Origin of the sequence: Amycolatopsis keratiniphila subsp. keratiniphila, from assembly GCF_001620365.2 — a bacterium.
GTDB classification, from domain to species: domain Bacteria; phylum Actinomycetota; class Actinomycetes; order Mycobacteriales; family Pseudonocardiaceae; genus Amycolatopsis; species Amycolatopsis keratiniphila.
Window position 1 is genome coordinate 161,112 of the sequence record NZ_LQMT02000037.1, and the last position, 17,120, is coordinate 178,231.

At 68.0% G+C, this 17,120-nt stretch carries 18 protein-coding genes; 4 read left to right on the forward strand and 14 right to left on the reverse strand.

The features are described 5' to 3' along the window. Nucleotide 1 precedes the first annotated feature (1 nt). Genes AVR91_RS34670 through AVR91_RS34685 form a run of 4 tightly spaced genes read right to left on the reverse strand, consistent with a single transcriptional unit; the run spans nt 2 to nt 2,585 of the window. Entirely contained in the window at nt 2-379 is a 378-nt protein-coding gene (locus AVR91_RS34670; protein ID WP_228708132.1) for a RidA family protein, read from the reverse strand. Nucleotides 380-439: 60 nt separating this feature from the next. Beyond that, nucleotides 440-1,699 carry a hypothetical protein gene (locus tag AVR91_RS34675; protein ID WP_063272328.1) on the reverse strand — a complete coding sequence of 420 codons (1,260 nt, stop codon included), beginning with the start codon at nt 1,697-1,699 and terminating at the stop codon, nt 440-442. Continuing rightward, nucleotides 1,696-2,028, reverse strand: coding sequence for a hypothetical protein (locus AVR91_RS34680; protein WP_170064578.1), 333 nt, complete (start codon nt 2,026-2,028; stop codon nt 1,696-1,698). The genes AVR91_RS34675 and AVR91_RS34680 overlap by 4 nt, the downstream gene beginning before the upstream one ends. Continuing rightward, nucleotides 2,025-2,585: a YbaB/EbfC family nucleoid-associated protein gene (locus tag AVR91_RS34685; RefSeq protein WP_063272326.1), complete on the reverse strand. Its 561-nt coding sequence runs from the start codon at nt 2,583-2,585 to the stop codon at nt 2,025-2,027. The genes AVR91_RS34680 and AVR91_RS34685 overlap by 4 nt, the downstream gene beginning before the upstream one ends. A gap of 159 nt (nt 2,586-2,744) precedes the next feature. On the opposite strand from AVR91_RS34685, the gene AVR91_RS34690 reads away from it, so the two are divergent. Continuing rightward, a complete protein-coding gene (locus AVR91_RS34690; protein WP_063272325.1) occupies nt 2,745-3,206 on the forward strand; it encodes a GNAT family N-acetyltransferase in 462 nt (153 codons plus the stop codon). 25 nt (nt 3,207-3,231) lie between these two features. Here the strand turns inward: AVR91_RS34690 and AVR91_RS34695 are convergent, their stop codons facing one another. The 7 genes from AVR91_RS34695 to AVR91_RS34725 all read right to left on the reverse strand — a co-directional run bounded on the left by AVR91_RS34695 (nt 3,232) and on the right by AVR91_RS34725 (nt 10,700). Next, nucleotides 3,232-3,849 (reverse strand): SRPBCC family protein, encoded by a 618-nt coding sequence (locus tag AVR91_RS34695; protein ID WP_063272324.1) that lies wholly within the window; start codon nt 3,847-3,849, stop codon nt 3,232-3,234. Nucleotides 3,850-4,186: 337 nt separating this feature from the next. After that, entirely contained in the window at nt 4,187-4,795 is a 609-nt protein-coding gene (locus AVR91_RS34700) for a response regulator transcription factor (RefSeq protein WP_228709424.1), read from the reverse strand. A 58-nt stretch (nt 4,796-4,853) separates the two neighbouring features. Further along, nucleotides 4,854-5,135, reverse strand: coding sequence for a DUF6235 family protein (locus AVR91_RS34705; RefSeq protein ID WP_063272323.1), 282 nt, complete (start codon nt 5,133-5,135; stop codon nt 4,854-4,856). Nucleotides 5,136-5,264: 129 nt separating this feature from the next. After that, nucleotides 5,265-7,562, reverse strand: coding sequence for an ATP-binding cassette domain-containing protein (locus tag AVR91_RS34710; protein WP_063272322.1), 2,298 nt, complete (start codon nt 7,560-7,562; stop codon nt 5,265-5,267). Nucleotides 7,563-7,711: 149 nt separating this feature from the next. Next, nucleotides 7,712-8,260, reverse strand: a complete 549-nt coding sequence (locus AVR91_RS34715; protein ID WP_063272321.1) for a dihydrofolate reductase family protein — start codon at nt 8,258-8,260, stop codon at nt 7,712-7,714. A gap of 33 nt (nt 8,261-8,293) precedes the next feature. Continuing rightward, a complete protein-coding gene (locus tag AVR91_RS34720) occupies nt 8,294-9,535 on the reverse strand; it encodes a cytochrome P450 (protein WP_063272320.1) in 1,242 nt (413 codons plus the stop codon). 16 nt (nt 9,536-9,551) lie between these two features. Further along, entirely contained in the window at nt 9,552-10,700 is a 1,149-nt protein-coding gene (locus AVR91_RS34725) for an MFS transporter (RefSeq protein ID WP_063272319.1), read from the reverse strand. A gap of 301 nt (nt 10,701-11,001) precedes the next feature. Between AVR91_RS34725 and AVR91_RS34730 the strand changes: the two genes are divergently transcribed. The 3 genes from AVR91_RS34730 to AVR91_RS34740 all read left to right on the forward strand — a co-directional run bounded on the left by AVR91_RS34730 (nt 11,002) and on the right by AVR91_RS34740 (nt 13,679). Then, nucleotides 11,002-12,030: an ATP-binding cassette domain-containing protein gene (locus tag AVR91_RS34730; RefSeq protein ID WP_063272318.1), complete on the forward strand. Its 1,029-nt coding sequence runs from the start codon at nt 11,002-11,004 to the stop codon at nt 12,028-12,030. Continuing rightward, nucleotides 12,027-12,842: an ABC transporter permease gene (locus AVR91_RS34735; RefSeq protein ID WP_063272317.1), complete on the forward strand. Its 816-nt coding sequence runs from the start codon at nt 12,027-12,029 to the stop codon at nt 12,840-12,842. The genes AVR91_RS34730 and AVR91_RS34735 overlap by 4 nt, the downstream gene beginning before the upstream one ends. A gap of 84 nt (nt 12,843-12,926) precedes the next feature. Then, nucleotides 12,927-13,679: a class I SAM-dependent methyltransferase gene (locus AVR91_RS34740; protein WP_063272316.1), complete on the forward strand. Its 753-nt coding sequence runs from the start codon at nt 12,927-12,929 to the stop codon at nt 13,677-13,679. Nucleotides 13,680-14,023: 344 nt separating this feature from the next. Here the strand turns inward: AVR91_RS34740 and AVR91_RS34745 are convergent, their stop codons facing one another. The 3 genes from AVR91_RS34745 to AVR91_RS34755 form a co-directional block, all read right to left on the reverse strand. Then, nucleotides 14,024-14,458, reverse strand: a complete 435-nt coding sequence (locus AVR91_RS34745) for an SgcJ/EcaC family oxidoreductase (protein ID WP_016336918.1) — start codon at nt 14,456-14,458, stop codon at nt 14,024-14,026. A gap of 12 nt (nt 14,459-14,470) precedes the next feature. Further along, nucleotides 14,471-15,640, reverse strand: coding sequence for an acyl-CoA dehydrogenase family protein (locus AVR91_RS34750; RefSeq protein ID WP_063272315.1), 1,170 nt, complete (start codon nt 15,638-15,640; stop codon nt 14,471-14,473). Nucleotides 15,641-15,716: 76 nt separating this feature from the next. Beyond that, a complete protein-coding gene (locus AVR91_RS34755; RefSeq protein ID WP_083737845.1) occupies nt 15,717-17,117 on the reverse strand; it encodes a cation:proton antiporter domain-containing protein in 1,401 nt (466 codons plus the stop codon). Nucleotides 17,118-17,120: the final 3 nt, after the last annotated feature.

The following is a 17,120-nucleotide window of genomic DNA, read 5'->3' on the forward strand; positions in this document are numbered from 1 at the left end:
GCTACTTCTCGATGGCGTAGGCCTCGATCTCGACCTTCATCTTCGGGTCGAGCAACGCCGACACCTCGACCATGGTGGCCGCGGGCAGCACGTCGCCGAAGGCTTCCCGGTGCGCCCGCGCCACCAGGTCGGCGTCCTTGATGTCGGTGACGTAGGTGACCGTGCGGACCACCGCGACCATGCTCGAGCCGGCGTCCCGCAGCGCCGCCTCGATGATCGAAAGCACGGCCACCGCCTGCTCGTACGCGTCACCCGAGCGGGCGGGCTCGCGCGCCGTGGTCCCGGAAACGTGGATGTGCTCGCCGACGCGCACCGCCCGGCTGTAGCCGAAGACCGTCTCGTAGTCGCCGCCGGAGGAGATGTTCACCCGTTCAGTCATGACCCGAACGAAATCACAGGCGGCCCTGTCCCGGAACACCGGTACAGGGCCGCCTGCCCCTTACTGCTCTTCCTTGTCCTCCGGCGGTGTCTCTTTCGCGGCGGGCGGGATGGCCTTCGTCAACTCGACGACGGTCTTCCCCGCCATGCCCGAGGCGCCGTAGGTCGGGTCGCTGAGGATTTTGAGCCCGGCTTCGAGCTTTCCGAGCGCGTCCGCCGCCTTGGGGAACCTCGTTTTCAGATCGCCGATCGGGAAGCTGCTCCAGTAGTCGTACCGCTCCAAGATCTTCTTGGCGTCGGGATGCCCCTCCAACTCCTTCGCCAGCTTCTCGCGCACCACCCTCGGGGGTATGTCGCCGAGCTTCTCCGGTTTGGGCTTCGGAGCGTCGGGCGTCGCGTCCGGAGTGCTGTCGCCCGGCTTCGGGGGCGGGCCTTCGATCGGCTTCTTGCCACCGGGCATCGGTGTCCCGCCACCGGGTTTCGGCTTGGGCAGGGTGATCTTGCCGCCGCCGAGGGTCAGCTTGACGACGTCGTCGGCCGCGCCGCGGGTCTTCGCCAGGATCTTGAGCATCTCGGCGAGCTTCTTGGCGACGTCGGCGATCTGCTTGGCGATCTTGGCGATCGCCACCGCGACCGTGCTCATGATGGAGGTGATCGCCGCGATGATCGAACCGCCGAAGGTGACCGGCGCCAGTGCCACCGCGACGATCGCCGCCTTGAGGATGCCTGCCAGCGTCATGGCGATGATGTCGCGGACGATGCCGCGGACCGCGCCGATGACGGCGCCGGCGATCCCCATCTGCTTGCCCGCGAATTCGATGTATCCGGCGAGCGCGTCGATCTGGGCGGCGACGCCTTCCATGTCGGCGCGGAAGGTGTCGGCGGCCTCGCCCGTCCACTTCTCCGTGAACTTGGCGGTGGCGGCGGCGTGGTCCTTCGCCCACTCCCGCACCTCCGCGCCCTCTTTGTAGATCGCCGTCTTGGCCGCCTCGATGCCCTTCGGGTCTCCCAGCAGGAAGTCCAACGGCCAGCGGAAGATGACGATGTGCTCGATCAGCCAGCCGATCCCGGCGGTGAGCAGCGATCCGATCGGATCGGCGACCATGCCGAGGATCTCGATCGCCATCCCCGCCGAGGCCAGTCCGATGCTGAGGCTGTCCCCTTCGTCGACGGCCTTCTTCAGCGAGAACGCGGAATCGAAGAAGCCCGCGCCCGTGGTGTCGCCGCTGCCCGCGAGGAAGCTGTTCTTCTCGTCCTTGAAGTCGCCGGCCTTGGTGCCGGTGTTGTTCCCGAAATCGTTGCGGTGGTACTCGTCGCTCACTTGACCTTCACCTCGTCGATCCCCTTGCCGGCTTCGGTGATCAGCCTCTCGGTCTCCTCCTCGTTGGCGTTGTACCGCTTCGCCGCCTCGCGCACCCTGTCCGAGAACTCCTGCACGTTCTCCGAGTACTTGTTCAGCTGGTCCCGCGCCTTCCCGCAGTGCATGCTCGCGCCGGCGCCGTAGATCTGGCCGCCGAAGATGCCGAAGATGCCGGGGTCCGCCACGCAACTGCCCACCATGTCGGCGCTCTTGCGCAGCGCGTCCTCGAGTCTGCCGAGGTGACCGGTGAACTCGGTCATGTCCTCCGTCTTGACACCGAATCCGGTCACCAGGGGCTCATTTCATCGTCGTCGGGGGAGGCCGGTCGCCGGGTTCGCGGCGCCGGTGGGTTCGGCGGCCGCACGGGGCGGCCGGGCTGCGGCGGGCCCGCCTGCGGAGGTGGCGGCGGCCGGTACCCCGCCTGAGGACGCGGCGGCTCGTTGTGCGCCTCGGGGGCCCACTTGTCCTGTTCCGGCTCGTCCGGCGTCTCGTCCTCGACCTTGGGCAGGAACGTGCGGACCAACTGGGCGGCCTCGTCTTCGCCGTTGATCTCGGTGTAGGACTCGGTGACCTTCTCGACGGTCTTGCGCTGGGCCTGGCGCACCGTCTGCATGACCAGCGAGGAGAGCCGCGCGGGCCCCAGCGAGGTGGCCCGGTTGCCGAACTCGATGGCGCTCAGCGAACCGTTGGCCTCGACCGTCACCGTCACCGAGCCGTCGGGGGAGGTCACCGTGGACGCCGAGGCGGTGAACGCGGCCGTCAGTGCTTGGGCCTTTTCCTCGAGTTTCCTGGCCTCTCGCTCCAGAAGGAGTGCGAAGTCCTCACCTGCGTCGAAATTGGGTTGCATGCGTCGCCTTGGCTCGATGGGCTGGGTCGCGATTCGGGGAAATTGCGAGAGGTCGCGAGGTGGATCGCCCGTATCGTTACCACCGGACGTGCACCGGGACAAGCCGGATGATCAGAGAGTGCCCGAAAGTGCCTCCGGGGTGGCGGATCGGGGCAGGCGATGGAAAACGGGCCGGTCGTGCGGGACGCGGATCGCGACGACGTCATGGCCATCTGCCGCTTCGGCGAGGAGCACGTCCGCGAGCACTACGCTCCGTTGATCGGCGAGGCAGAGGCCGCGCGGCAGGTGCGGATGTGGTGGAACACGACGAACATCGCCGGGGCCGTCGCCCGCGGTGCGGTCGTGGTCGCCGACGACAGCGGGCGCCTGGCCGGCGTCGGGCAGGGCGGTCTCGACGGCGATGAGCAAGTGATCCGCAAGCTGTACACGCTTCCTCGGCATCGCGGATTGGGCTCGCGATTGCTCGAAGTCCTCATCGGACGGTTGCCCGCAGACGTCGGGCGGGTGTACGCCGAGCATCTTTTGGCGGACGAATCCGCGGGACTCTTCTTCGAGCGCGAGGGTTTCACGGTGGAACGGATCGAGCCGGGTGGCGTCGTTCGGCGGGTCCGGGGCAAGTGAGCCCGGCCCCGCCCGGACGTCCCCGCTACCGGTGCTCGGCGGCCTTCTCGAGGTCCTTAAGCCAGATTTCGAGTCCCTGCCCGAGCATCTCGGTGGAGCCGGGCACGTCCTTGTCGACCTGAGGGCCGGTGTGGCTCTCCTCGGTGCGGACGATGACGCCACCGGGCACCTTGACGAAGTTCCAGACGTGGACGCCGTCGATGTGCATGCCGCCGGGGCCGTCGAGCGGTCCTGTCCAGCGGATGCATTTACCGGGCTGGAGTTGCCGGACGGTGGAAACGATGGTCACGTCGCCGGGCGGGTACGGCATGCCGGGCGGGACGGGGATGGTCCACTGGAACCGGGAATGCTTGCGCAGCGGGCCGTCGTCCAGCCGCTTCATGGTGACGGGGATGACCGGGTTCTGCCAGGACGGCCACGCCTCCACGTCGGTCTGCAGATTCCAGATCGTGCGCAGCGGCGCCTTGATGAAGGTCTCGGTCCGGTAGTGCACCTTGGCCGATCGGTCGATGCCTTTTCCTTGGCAGGTAAGCGAAGTCGGTTTGGTGTGGTGGGCGGGGGCGGCCTGGGCCGGTGCCGTTGCCCCGAGGACGCCCGCGATGGCCAGCGGGATGGTGAGCAGGGCCGCGCGCTTGCCGAACATGGTGCTTCTCCTTCGCCTGTTGTTATCACTTGTTGCGATAGTTAGAGGTTATAGCGGTGCCGCTGCGAGCGTCAAGGAGAAGGTGAGAACCTCTAATCGAACGGGCAGATGTCCGTGAAGGGCCCCTTGAGGGACCCTGGGTCCCTCAAGGGGCCCTTCACGGACCGCGGGATCGGGGCGACGCCGACTGTGTGGATTTTGGGGCGTTGGATGACCAGAAACCCACACAGTCCTGGCGTGACAGGTCCGGTCACGAGGGGGTGTGTGGAAATAGAGACATTGAACGTCCCTATTTCCACACACCACACACACGCGTGCTCGCTACCTCAACGAGACGTCACAGCCATTCCGCATCGGTCGCGATACGGATCGCGTGCACCCGGTTGCGGGCGTTGAGCTTCGTGACGATCGCCGCCAGATGGTTCCGGACCGTGCCCGGCGACAGGAACAGTTCGGCCGCGATGTCGGCGACGGTGCGCCCGCGCGCGGTCACCCGGAGGATCTCGATCTCGCGGGTGGTCAGCGGGCAGTCGTCGGTTTCCCAGGCGGCGAGCGCCAATTCGCTGTCGATCACCCGGCGGCCGATCGCGACCGACCGCACCGCGTCGGCCAGTTCGTCCGACGGCGCGTCCTTGAGCAGGAAGCCGTTGACCTTCGCGTCCAGCGCGCGCCGGACCGTGCCGGGGCGGCCGAGGCTGGTGAGGATCAGTGTATGGCAGCCGGGCAGGCTTTCGCGGATCTCCATGGCCGCGGTCAAACCGTCCTTGCCCGGCAGGTCTATGTCGAGGATCGCGATATCGGGCCGGACGGATTTCGCCGTCGGAAGGATCTGGTCACCCGCGGCGACTTGGGCGACCACTTCGATATCGGATTCCATGTTCAGCAGGGCGGCGAGCGCCCCGCGAACCATGTGCATGTCTTCGGCAAGCAGCACTTTGATCACCACGAAGCACCTCGCACCCCAGTTCAGTGGCTCCGTCGTCATCCTACGGGATTCACAGTGCTCAGAGCACATCCAGTTCTCGCGGCCACTCGACGGGTTCCCTGCTGAGCCCGAGCAACTCGAATTCCGAACGCGCCCAATCGATCCGCACCCGGATCGCCAGCGCGGGCGCGACGGTCAACAGGAAACGGCCGGGACCGCCGCCGACTTTGAAAACACCGTAGGTCAGGAAAGCGGATCCGTCGCAGACGGCGAACAACGCGGTGAAAACCGTCGCGCGTTCGCTTTCCGGAATCGGATCCAGGCATTCCAGCCCGCCGGTCAGTACCAGCCGCACCGCCATCCGCGCCTCCTCGCCGCACCGGCTTCCAGCTTGGCCGCCGCCGAGGGCGCGGGGCGTCTCGAATCCTGCGCCGAACGCGATGAAGGGGACGCCCCGCCTGGGACGTCCCCTTCATCGAAGAGCCTGCTGTCAGCCGGCCTGTTGGTAGCGCTTGAGGTACTCGCCGGTCAGCGAGCTTTCCGCGGTCAGGAGTTTCTCGGGCGGGCCGGTGAAGACGATCTCGCCGCCGTTCTTGCCGCCGCCGGGCCCGAGGTCGATGATCCAGTCCGCCTGTTCGATCACCGCCAGGTTGTGCTCGATCACCACCACCGTGTTGCCCGCGTCGACCATGCCGTTGAGCAGGCCCAGCAGCATGTCGATGTCGGTCATGTGCAGGCCGGTGGTCGGCTCGTCGAGGATGTAGACGTTGCCGCCGCCGGAAAGCCGGTCCGCCAGCTTGATCCGCTGACGTTCACCGCCGGACAGCGTGCTCAGCGCTTGACCCAGCCCGAGATACCCGAGCCCGGTCTCGATCAGCGCGTTCACCTTCGCCAGTACCGGGGCCTCGATGAAGTACTCCGCCGCCTGTTCCGCGGACAGCTCCAGCACGTCGGCGATCGACTTGCCCCGCAGCTTGTGCGCGAGCACCTCGTCCTTGAACCGCCGCCCGTCACAGCTTTCACAGTGCGTGGTGATCGGGTCCATATAGGACACTTCGGTGATCAGCACACCGCGGCCCTGACATTCCTCGCAAGCGCCCTGCGAGTTGAAGCTGAACAGCGCCGCGTTCGCGCCGCTCGCCTTCGCGAAGAGCTTGCGCACCGGGTCCATCAGGCCGAGGTAAGTCGCCGGAGTCGAGCGGGACGACGCCGCGATCGGCGTCTGGTCCACGAAGATCGCGTCCGGATGCGCCTCGCGGAAGACACCGGAGATCAACGAGCTCTTGCCCGAACCCGCGACGCCGGTGACGGCGGTGAGCACACCGGTCGGGATGTCGACCGACACGTTCTTCAGGTTGTGCAGCGAAGCCCGCTTGATCGACAGCTTTCCCTTGGCCCGCCGAGGATCCTCCTTGACGACACCCGATCGCGCCAGCCCGGTCCCGGTCAACGTCTTGCCGGCGCGCAGCTGCCGGTACGTCCCCTGGAACACGACCTCGCCGCCGTGCACGCCCGCGCGCGGCCCGATCTCGACGATGTGATCGGCGATCTCGATGACGTCCGGGTCGTGTTCGACCACGAGGATCGTGTTCCCCTTGTCCCGCAACGCCCGCAGCAGATCGTTGAGCCGTCCGACATCGCGGGGGTGCAGGCCGACACTGGGCTCGTCGAAGATGTAGGTCAGCCCGGTGAGGTCGCTGCCCAGGTGCTTGACCAGCTTGAGCCGTTGCCCCTCACCGCCGGACAGCGACGTCGTCGCCCGGTCCAGCGAAAGGTAGCCGAGGCCGATCGCCTCGATGCGTTCGAGCGCGGCCAGCACGCCCTGCGCCATCGCGGCGGTCTGCTTGTCCTTGATGGACTTGATCAGCTCGATCAGATCGGTGATCTGCAGCTCGCACCACTGCGCGATGTTCTTGCCCGCCAGCTTGGTCGCCAGCGCCGCCTCGCTCAGCCGTCCGCCGCGGCAGGCCGGGCAAGGTCCCTCGGTGATGAACTTCTCCGCCTGGGCGCGGGTCTTCTCGCTCATCGACCCGGTGTCACGTTTGAGATGGCGGCGGGTGAAGTTCGCGACCAGGCCCTCGAACGTCAGGGTCTGCGTCTTGCCGTTCTTGAAGGTGAGCTGGACCTTGCCCTCCTTGCCGTGCAGAAGGGTGTCCATCTCCTTCGCGGTGTACTTGTTGAGCTTCTTGGCCGGGTTGATGGCGTCGTGGTTGGCGTAGAACTGCCAGCCGGGGCTGCCGACCGGATAGCCCGGCACCAGGATCGCGCCCTCGTCGAGCGACTTCGTCATGTCGAGCATCAGCTCGGGGTCCGGGCGCAGCGCGCGGCCGATCCCCTCGCAGTCGGGGCACATCCCGTTGGGGTCGTTGAACGAATACAGCGAAGGATTGCCCGCGCTGGGCTTTCCCTGACGCGAGAACAACACCCGCAGCAGCGGATGGATGTCGGCGACCGTGCCGACCGTCGAGCGCGCGTTCCCGCCGAGCGGACGCTGGTCGACGATCACCGGGGTGGTCAGGTTCTCGATGCCGTCCACATGCGGGCGTTCGTGTTTGGGCAGCTGGTTGCGGATGAACCAGGGGAAGGTGGCGTTCAGCTGACGCTGCGCCTCGACGGCGATCGTGTCGAACACGACGGAGGACTTCCCGGAACCCGAAACCCCGACGAAAACCGTGATCTGGTTCTTCGGGAGTTCGAGTGAGACGTCCTTCAGGTTGTTCTCGTGAGCGCCGGTGACGCGGATTCCCTCACCCGCCGGTTGCTTGGTCTTGCGGGCTGCGGCAGTCACAGAATTTCCTTTCCTCGCCGGTGCGCGTGCATGATCGCGCCTGCTCACCAGTATCGCAGCGCCGCCGAATGCCCGGTAGTCGATTCGTGTGTGATCGGGCCATGATCTCGTCACGACGGAACAATGAAATTTTCACGGTTCCGGTGAATTCAGGAGCGGGTGTAGACGGCGCCGATGACGCCGGTTTTCAGCGCGTTCGCGCGGGTGAGCTTCAGCGGGATCTCCTTGCCCGTGCCGTCGAACAGTTTCATGCCCTCGCCTGCCACCAGCGGCATGATGTTGAGCGCCAGTTCGTCCAGGAGTCCTTCGGCGAGCAGCCATTGGACGAGCTTCGGGCTGCCGGGCACCCGGATCGTCTTGCCGGGGCCTTCCTTCAGCCGGGTGATCTCACCGGCGATGTCACCGGTGATCAGGCTCGTGTCCGGCCAGGTCAGCGAGGCTTCGTCCAACGTCGAAGAAACGACGTATTTGTGCGTGCCGTTGAGGAACGCCGCCATCGGATTGCTGTCACCCTGCGGCTTCCACATCTCTTCGAAGGCGAGGTACGTGTCCTTGCCCATCAGAATGGCGTCCGAAGCGGCGAGGCTCTCGGCGATGCCTTCGCTCATCTCGTCGGACCAGTACTGCCCCATCCAGCGGTCGGGCCGTTCGGCCACCCCGTCCAGGGACATGAACAATCCCGCGGCGATTTCCCGCATGACGAACTCCTTCGTTTTCCTCCAGGCCTGTGTTCAGGCCGCGGGCCGATCTTCCCACCGCCGCGCGCGACGCTCCAAAGGATCGAGCACGCCGGAAGAAGTCCAGCGGACCGGCAGCGCGGACAATGCGCGCATCGTCGGGGAGACGGTCCATTCCAGGGAATCTTCGGGTACGGCGAGGCAGAGTTCCGGCGCACGACGGGAAAGCGCGCGCAGCGCCGACTGGATCTCGACCCGCGCGAGGTGGGCGCCGAGGCAATGGTGCGTCCCGTGCCCGAACGACAGATGCCTGCCGTTCCTGTCCATCGCGAACCGGTCCGGATCGGCGAAGACGTCTTCGTCGCGGTTGACCACCGGCAGGAGCGCGGTCATCAGATCGCCGGGCTCGATCCGGGTGCCCGCGATGGTGACCTCCTCCGTCGCGACCCGTGTCATGCTGAAGTTCACCGCGGGGCTGTACCGGAGCGTTTCCTCGACGGCCGCGTCCAGCAGCGCCGGGTCCGCGTCCAGCGAGGCCAGCAGGCCCGGCCGGGAGATCAGGCAGAACACCGCGTTGGCGATCTGCGCGGCCGCCAGCGCGTGCCCGTCGAAGAACAGCGACGCCGCCAGCCCGGTCAGTTCCGTTTCGTCGAGCGCGCCAGAGCGGTGTGCCTCGATGAGTTCGGCCATCAGCCCGGACGGCGGGTCCTCGGTGTCGGTGAGCATCATCGCGACCTCGTCGTGCAACAGCAGTTCGCCTTGGTAGACGGCGGATCGCGGGGAGCCCGGCTTGCCGAGCCGCGCGTTCGCGCGTTTGCGGAGGGCTTCGCGCCGCGACGGCGGCACACCCAGCAGCTCGGCCTGCGCGGTGAAGGTCAGCGGTGCGCAGAAGTCGGCGATCAGATCCGCGGTGGGATCCGTGTCGATCAGCCTGCCGAGCAGCCCGACGGCGGTGGTTTCGACGTAGTCGCGCAGCTGCTCCGCACGGCGGGCGGAGAACGCACCGCCGATCAGCTTCCGGATCCGGGTGTGCCTCGGCGGGTCCAGGTCGGTCACCGACATCCGGGTGGCCGGCCCGCGCGGATGGGTCGTCTCGGCCAGCACGGCCCGGCTGAAGCGCTTGTCGCGCAGGAAATCGCGCGTTTCGGAATAGCCGCTCACCAGCCATTCACGGCGTCCGTCGCGCTGCCGTGAACCGAACGGGCAGCCGTCGGGGATGTCGTCCCCGACGAGCTGCCGCCGCTGCCGCCCTTCGGCGAAGTCCGAGCCTCCGCGACCCCCTGTTACGTCGCCCATCGGGTCCATCCTCCGATCATTGGTTCCGTGCGGGCACGCGCAGCGCGAGCAGGCAGACCGCGACCGAGGCCACGGACAACGCCGCGATGGCGACCCGCAGGTCGGTGTGCCCGGCGATCTGGCCGACCACGGCCGGGCCGAGCAAGAGGCCGACACTGGCCAGTGACGCCGCCGAGCCGATCACCGCGCCGCGGTCCTCCGCGGTCGCGCCGCGGCCGATCAGCCCGTAGACGGTGGGCGTCGACACCGAGATCGCACCGCCCACCACGGCGGTGCCGAGCAGGCCGTGCACCGGCGCGTCGGCCATCGACAGCATCAGCACGCCCACCCCGGAAAGCGCGCCGGAAGTGAGCAGTACCAGGCGATCCGACGCGCGGCCGGACAGCCAGTGCCCGCCGAACCGGCCCAGTGCCATACCGGCGGCGAAGATGCCGGGCGCGGCCGCCGAGATCCCGACCGGCGCGCGGGTGACGTCGGCCAGGAACACCGCGCTCCATTGCTGGACGCCGCTTTCCACGACCATGGCCAGCGCCGCCAGCAGGCACAGCAGCAGGACCGCCGGGCCGAGCCGCAGCCGCCGTCCCGGTTCGCGGCCCTGGCGCACCAGCCGTCCCGGCACGGAATTCCTCGCCACGATCGCGCCGAACACGACCAGTGCCGAAAGCGTCAGCGCGATCACTTCGGCGGGTACTCCCGCGGTCCGGGCCGCCCCGGTGCCGAGGCTGCACGTCAACAGGCCGATGCTGAACAACGCGTGCGCGCGGTTCATCACGCGGGGCCCGTCGCCCGCTTCGGCGGACGCCGCCAGCGCGACCACGACGACATTGCAGGCACCCGAACCGAATCCGAACAATCCCAGGGTCAGGAACAAGGCCGGAACGGATCCGGCCAAAGCCGGTGTCGGCGCGATGAGCGCGAATCCGGCGAAGGTCGAGACCGCCACCGGGCGGCCGAACCGGTCGAGCAGGCGGCCGACAGCGAACATCGCCGGCATCGCCGCGAGCGCGCCGATCAGCAATGCGGCGCCCAATTGCGCTTCACCGGCGCCGGTGGCGTGGCGGACGTCCGGCAGCATCGAAAGGTACGGACCCCACAAAGCGCCGTACGCGGCGAATCCCGCGAAGACCGTGCTGGCCCGCGGAGCTGCGGTGATGACGGCGACCATGAGGCGTGCGCTCCCTTCCGTGCTGGTCAGCGGAATTTCGCCGAGAGGCGGACATTCGCAGGTTAGCAGCGGTATTCGGGAACGGGCCACGATTATTTACCGCATTTATGGAGAAGGACTCCGGAGCGTCCCGTCGGTATTCTCGGCGAAGGTGCGGTTTTTTCACGATGGGACAATCATCCCAAAAATGAAGAATTCATACCCGGAAGGTTAACCATTCACTGCTCCCACGCCGCACTTCCTCGCATGATGTAACCGCACGAGAGTGTCTCCGTTGTGAGGAACAGGAAGGTAGTGCGTCATGTTGCAGAACGTCGAACCCGCGACCGCGTCGAGGGCCGGCCCGGGGCCGCGGGGGACCGAGACTGAATTCGCGATCCACGCCGAAGGGCTGGTGAAACGGTTCGGCGAGACGACCGCGCTCGACGGGGTCGACTTGACCGTCCGCTCGGGCACCGTGCTCGGGGTGCTCGGCCCGAACGGCGCCGGGAAGACCACCACGGTCCGGGTCCTGTCCACGCTGGTGACACCGGACGAGGGCCACGCCACCGTGGCCGGGTACGACATCGAGAAGGACGCCCACCAGGTGCGGCAGCTGATCGGCTTGACCGGTCAGTACGCGTCGGTCGACGAAAGCCTGACCGGTGTCGAAAACCTGCTGCTGATCGGACGGCTGCTCGGCCTCTCGCGGCGGGCGGCCAAGGCCCGCGCGCACGAGCTCCTGGAGCGGTTTTCCCTCACCGAGGCGGGTGGCCGGGCGGCGAAGGGTTACTCGGGCGGTATGCGCCGTCGGCTCGACCTGGCCGCCAGCCTGGTCGGGGACGCGCGACTGCTGTTCCTGGACGAGCCGACCACCGGTCTCGACCCGCGCAGCAGGCTCGAACTGTGGGACGTCGTACGCGGCCTGGTCGCCGACGGCGTCACGGTGCTGCTGACCACGCAGTACCTGGAGGAGGCCGACGCGCTCGCCGACGAGATCGTGGTCGTCGACCACGGCAAGGTGATCGCCAAGGGCACCCCGGACGAGCTCAAGGCCAGCACCGGCGCCCAGCGCCTGACGGTGCGCGGCGCCCAGGCCGGCGACCTCGAGAAGGTCGTGCGGCTGGTCGGCGAGATCGCCGGCGCGACGCCGGACGTCTCGGGCCAGGTCGTCAGCGTCCCGGTCACCGACCCGGCGGCCCTGCCCGGCGCGGTCCGGCGGCTGGAGGAGGCGGGCATCGTCATCGGCGAGCTGTCCCTGCGCAGCTCCAGCCTGGACGAGGTGTTCCTGAGCCTCACCGGGCGCCCGGCCGAGGAGCCCGCCGAAGAGACCGAGGAGGAGATCCGATGACCGCCGCGACCACGACGCTGCCACCGCGGCAGTTGTCGGCCAGGGTCGGGTTCTTCCAGGGCATCTCGCAGATGTTCACGCTGGCCTGGCGCAGCACCGTTTCGGTCAAGCACGAGCCGAAGCAGCTGGCCGACATCAGTTTCCAGCCGATCATCTTCACGCTGCTGTTCACCTTCGTGTTCGGTGGCGCGATCTCCGGTGACCGGAGCGCGTACCTGCAGTTCATGATCCCCGGCATGCTGGTGATGAGCATGCTGTTCGCGACCATCAACGTCGGCATCGGCCTCAACACCGACCTGTCGCAGGGCGTGTTCGACCGGTTCCGTTCGCTGCCGATCGCGCGCTGGGCGCCGCTGGCCGGCCGGATCATCGGCGACCAGTTCAAGCAGGTCTGGTCCGTGCTGCTGGTGGTCGGTGTCGGGCTGCTGCTCGGCTTCCGGCCGGAGAAGGGCTTCCTCGGCGTGCTCGCGGCCGGGTTGCTGCTGCTGGTGTTCGCGATCGCGTTCTCCTGGGTGCCCACCCTGGTGGGTGTCGCCGCCGACCAGGCGGAGAAGGTCCAGGTGTTCGCGTTCGCGGTGATCCTGCCGCTGAACTTCGTCAGCGGGGTGTTCGCGCCGGTCGAGACGATGCCGTCCTGGCTGCAGGCGTTCGCCGAGGTCAGCCCGGTGGCGATCCTGCTCGAAGCGTGCCGCGGACTGATGAACGGTGGCGACGACGTCACCTCGGCGGTGATCTGGTCCCTGGTCTGGGCGGCCGTGATCGCGATCGTGTTCGGGGCGCTTTCGGTCCGTGCCCTGAAGAAGCGGATCTGACCAACCGCCGCTCGATCACCGGAGCCGTGACGCGTGCGCGCGCCACGGCTCCGGTGTTTCGGGGGCCCTGTCCGGGGAGCGCCGATGGACGAGCTGGACTACAACACCTGCAACGCCACCTTTCGCAGCCTCACCGACCAGCAGCGGCTGATGGTCGAGGAGACGTCGAGGCTGATCGGTGCGGACGCCGATCTCGAACTGACGTCGTACGGCTGCGGGTTCGGCATGTTCGAACTGGAGCTCATCGCGCGCGTGCCGCGGAGAACCGTGTGGTTCCAGGGCGTCGACACCAACGGCGAAGCGGTCGAACGACTGCGCGCGACGCTGGCGGAGCTCCCGAAGGTCCGCGGCCATCGTGTCCTGACGGCGAGCATGGCCGACGTCGCCGACCTCCGGATCACGCCGACCGAGTACGGCCTGTTCGTCCAGTCGCTGTGCTACCTCGGCGCGGACGAGGGCATGGCGGTGCTGAAGGAGGCGCGCAACCGGCACCGGCGGCTGGTCGTCGCGGTGCCGCCGCTGAACCGGCTGAACGAGCCTTTCGCGGAATCCCTCGCGCGGCAAGGCATCGAGCGTCCGTTGTTCGCGCGGACACTGGCGGAGGAACTGACGCGGTTCGGCGTCGATTTCCGGTCCGTCACGGTGGGCGCGGAGATCACGGTGCCGGTTTCCGAGCCGGCGCACCGTCTTCGGGAGTTCCTGACCTTCGCGCGGCATCAGCCCTGGCGCGGCGGGACCGGGCGGGCGGAGCTGCTCGACGCGGTCGCCGGGCTGGGTGCGGTTTCCGCGGGGTGCGTGCGGATTCCGCATCCGGTGGAGGTTTTCAGCATCGGCTAGGTGACGGACATGTCGCGAAAGCCACTTTCGGGACATCAGATGTCCCGAAAGTGGCTTTCGCGACATGTCGCTGCTCGCGACCCACCGGACGGTGCGGAGGTGTTGCGAAAGTGGCTTTCGCAACCATCAACGTTGCGAAAGCCACTTTCACAACACCTCCTCGACCGGCCATCCGTGGTGGTGAAGGCCTCCTTCCCTACTTTCACGGTAGGGAAGGAGGCCTTCACGGACTCGCCTTGCGCAACCACGCCCACCGCACACCCGAAACGCCACCCACGCCCCCCCGGACAGGGCGGAACCCGGGCCCTGAGGAGGGGAGGCCCGGGTTCCGAATGGGGGAGGGATCAGACAGTGCCCGGCTTCGGCAGCTGCTGCTTCGCCGGAGTGTTCTGATAGGACGCCAGCTGCCACGCGCCGTCCCGCTTGACGACGGTCCACGAGGCACGGATCGACTGGGAGTCCGCGACCTCGGTCTCGCCGGGGCCGAGCACCCCGCCCTGAGTGATCAGGACGCCGGAGTCCGGGGTGAAGAAGCGGATCTCCAGCGGACGCCCGGTGACCTGCGTGCCCTTGTAGTTGCCCGCGAAGGATTCCACCAGGAACGCCCGGATGTCGTCGCGGCCCTTCTTGAACACACCGGGAAGGATCATCGTGCCGTCCTCGGTGAAGACGCCGGCGAAGGCGTCGGCGTCGTGGTAGGCCCACGCGGCGATCACCTTCTGGGTCAGCGCCGCGATCGCCGCCTGGTCGGCGGCGGTGCCGGTTTCGGTCGTGGTCATCGGAGGATCCTCCTAGATGTAGAGGGTGTTGGGCTCGAGCCCGCAGAGCACGCGGCCGTACAGCTCGGTGTTGGTGTTGGGGTGCATCAGCGCGTGGAGGTTGACCGCGGCGACGTCCCGGGCGATGCGCTGGATCGGGATGCCGTGGTAGATCGACGAGCCACCGGAGGCGGACGCGAGGATGTCGATGCCCTCCTTGGCACGGCGGACCACGGCACCGAGGTCGGCCCTCGCGATCGCGCGTTCCTCGAGTTTCCACGGGGTGCCGTCCTCGGTCTTCGTGTCGACCAAAGTGGACAGACGGTGCGCGTGGAACCCGGCCTCGTCGATCTTCAGCGCCGCTTCGGCCACCTGATGGTGCGTGATCGGGGCCTCGCGCTGGGAATCGTAGGCGGTGTAGGTGATCTTGCGGTCCGGCAGACGCTTGAGGAAGGTGTCCTGCGCGCTCCGCGCCATCCCGACCAGCGTGCCCACCGAAGACGCCGAGGCGACCGGGAGCAGCGGCGCCCGGTAGATCGAGGACGAAGCCCCGCCCTGGCCTTCCAGCACCGCCGGCAACGGGAGCACCCGCTCCGCGGGGATGAAGACGTCCTGTGCCACGGTCGAAACGCTGCCGGTGCCGCGCAGGCCCGAGGTGTCCCAGTCGTCCACGATCAGCAGATCCGAGATCGGCACCAGCGCTATGATCGGATACGGCTCCCCCTCCGGCGGCACGAGGATCGCGATGATCTCCTGCCACTGCGCGTGCAGGGCCCCGCTGATGAAGCCCCACTTGCCGTTCACCACGACCCCGCCGTCGACCGGCGCGGCCATCGCGGACGGGCTCAGCGTGCCGCAGACGCGCACGTCCGGGGTGGCGAACACCTCGTCCTGCACCGCCTCCGGGAACTGGCAGGCCATCCAGGTCGGGATCCAGTACACCGAGGCCACCCAGGAGGTCGAGCCGTCGGCCCTGCCGATCTCGGTGGCGACGTCGACCAGGGTGCGGGTGTCGGCCTCGTAGCCGCCGTAACGCTTGGGGCGGCGCAGCTTGAAGACGCCGGCCTCGGCCAGTGCTTCGATGGATTCCTCGTGCACCCGCCGGTTCTGTTCCTGCCAGGCCGAGTGCTTCTTCAGTGCGGGTGCCAGTTCGGCCACGCGGCGAACCAGTTCCTCCCGCGTCGGAACATCGGTGCTCGACACCTTGACCTCCTAGATCGTCGACTGGTCCAGCTTCGCAGCGGGCGGACGCCGGGTCGTCTTCCCGTTTGCCGGTGCGTCAGGCTGCCGCACGTTCGGAGGTGCGGCCGGGGAAATCCACCACGTTCCGGCCGTCGCGGCGGGCGAACCAGGTCGCCAGCGGTGCCGCCATCGCGGTCGAGACCAGCGCCATGATCACCAGCATGGTGAACAGCGTCGGGGACAGCACGCCGAGGTCGAGCCCGATGTTGAGCACCACCAGTTCGGTCAAGCCGCGGCAGTTCATCAGCGCGCCCACCTGCAGCGACCGGTTCCAGTTCTCGCCGACCGCCCGCGCGGCCAGCGCCGAGCCACCGAACTTGCCGGCGACGGCCACGAGCAGGATCGCGCCGCACCAGAGCCACGCGCCGCCACCGGAAAGCAGGCCGAGGTCGGTGCGCAATCCGCTGTAGGCGAAGAACAACGGCAGCATCAACGCCGTCGTCAGCCCGCCCGCCTTGTCGTGCAGCCAGGTCGCCATCGGGTTGTCCCGGGGGAACACCACGCCGAACACGAACGCGCCGAACATCGCGTGCACGCCGATCCACTCGGTCGCCATGGCGCACAGCAGCACGCCGACCACCGAAAGCGGTGCGACCCGGTGCAGCCGCGCCGCCGAAGCCCCGGCCACGAACTTCCGCAGCAGCGGCCGGACCACCAGGCCGAGCAACGTGACGAACGCGGCGGTGAGCACGACCGTCAGCACCACCCCGACCAGCGACGACGCCGTGGTCAGCGCGATCACCAGCGCCAGCAGGCTCCACGCGGTCACGTCGTCGACCACGGCGCAGGTCAGCGCCACCACGCCGATCTCGCTGCGGAAGAGCCCGATCTCGTGCAGGATCCGCACCAGCACCGGCAACGCCGTGATGCTCATCGACACCCCGAAGAACAGTGCGAACGGCAGGAATCCGCCGCCTGTCCCGAACCGGGTGTACGCGAGCATCGCGAGCCCGACGCCGAGCAGGAACGGGAGTGCGATGCTGACGTGACTGACGACCAGCGCGAGCCGCCCGCGGCCGCGCAGCAGCCTGGTGTTCAGCTCCAGCCCGGCGAGGAACACGAAGAAGATCACGCCGAGCTGCGCCACCACGTTCAGTTGCGGTACCACCGCCTTCGGGAGCAGCACGGCCGCGCCCGAGGGCCACAACGCGCCGAGCACCGACGGGCCGAGCAGGATGCCCGCGGTGATCTCGCCGATCACCGCGGGCTGCCCGATCCGCTGGGCGAGCCACCCCACCACCTTGCAAGCGCCGATCACCACGGTGATCGCCAGCAGCAGCTGCACCAGCGAAGGTCCGGTCGCCTCCTTCGCGGCGGCCGTCCCGGCGCCGCCTTCGCCCTGCCCCAGCAGGACGATCACGGCCACGACGGGGATCACGACCAGTCCTAGGTAGACCAGCAGCGCCCGGCGGCCGGGACGGCGTTCGATCTCCACCATGTC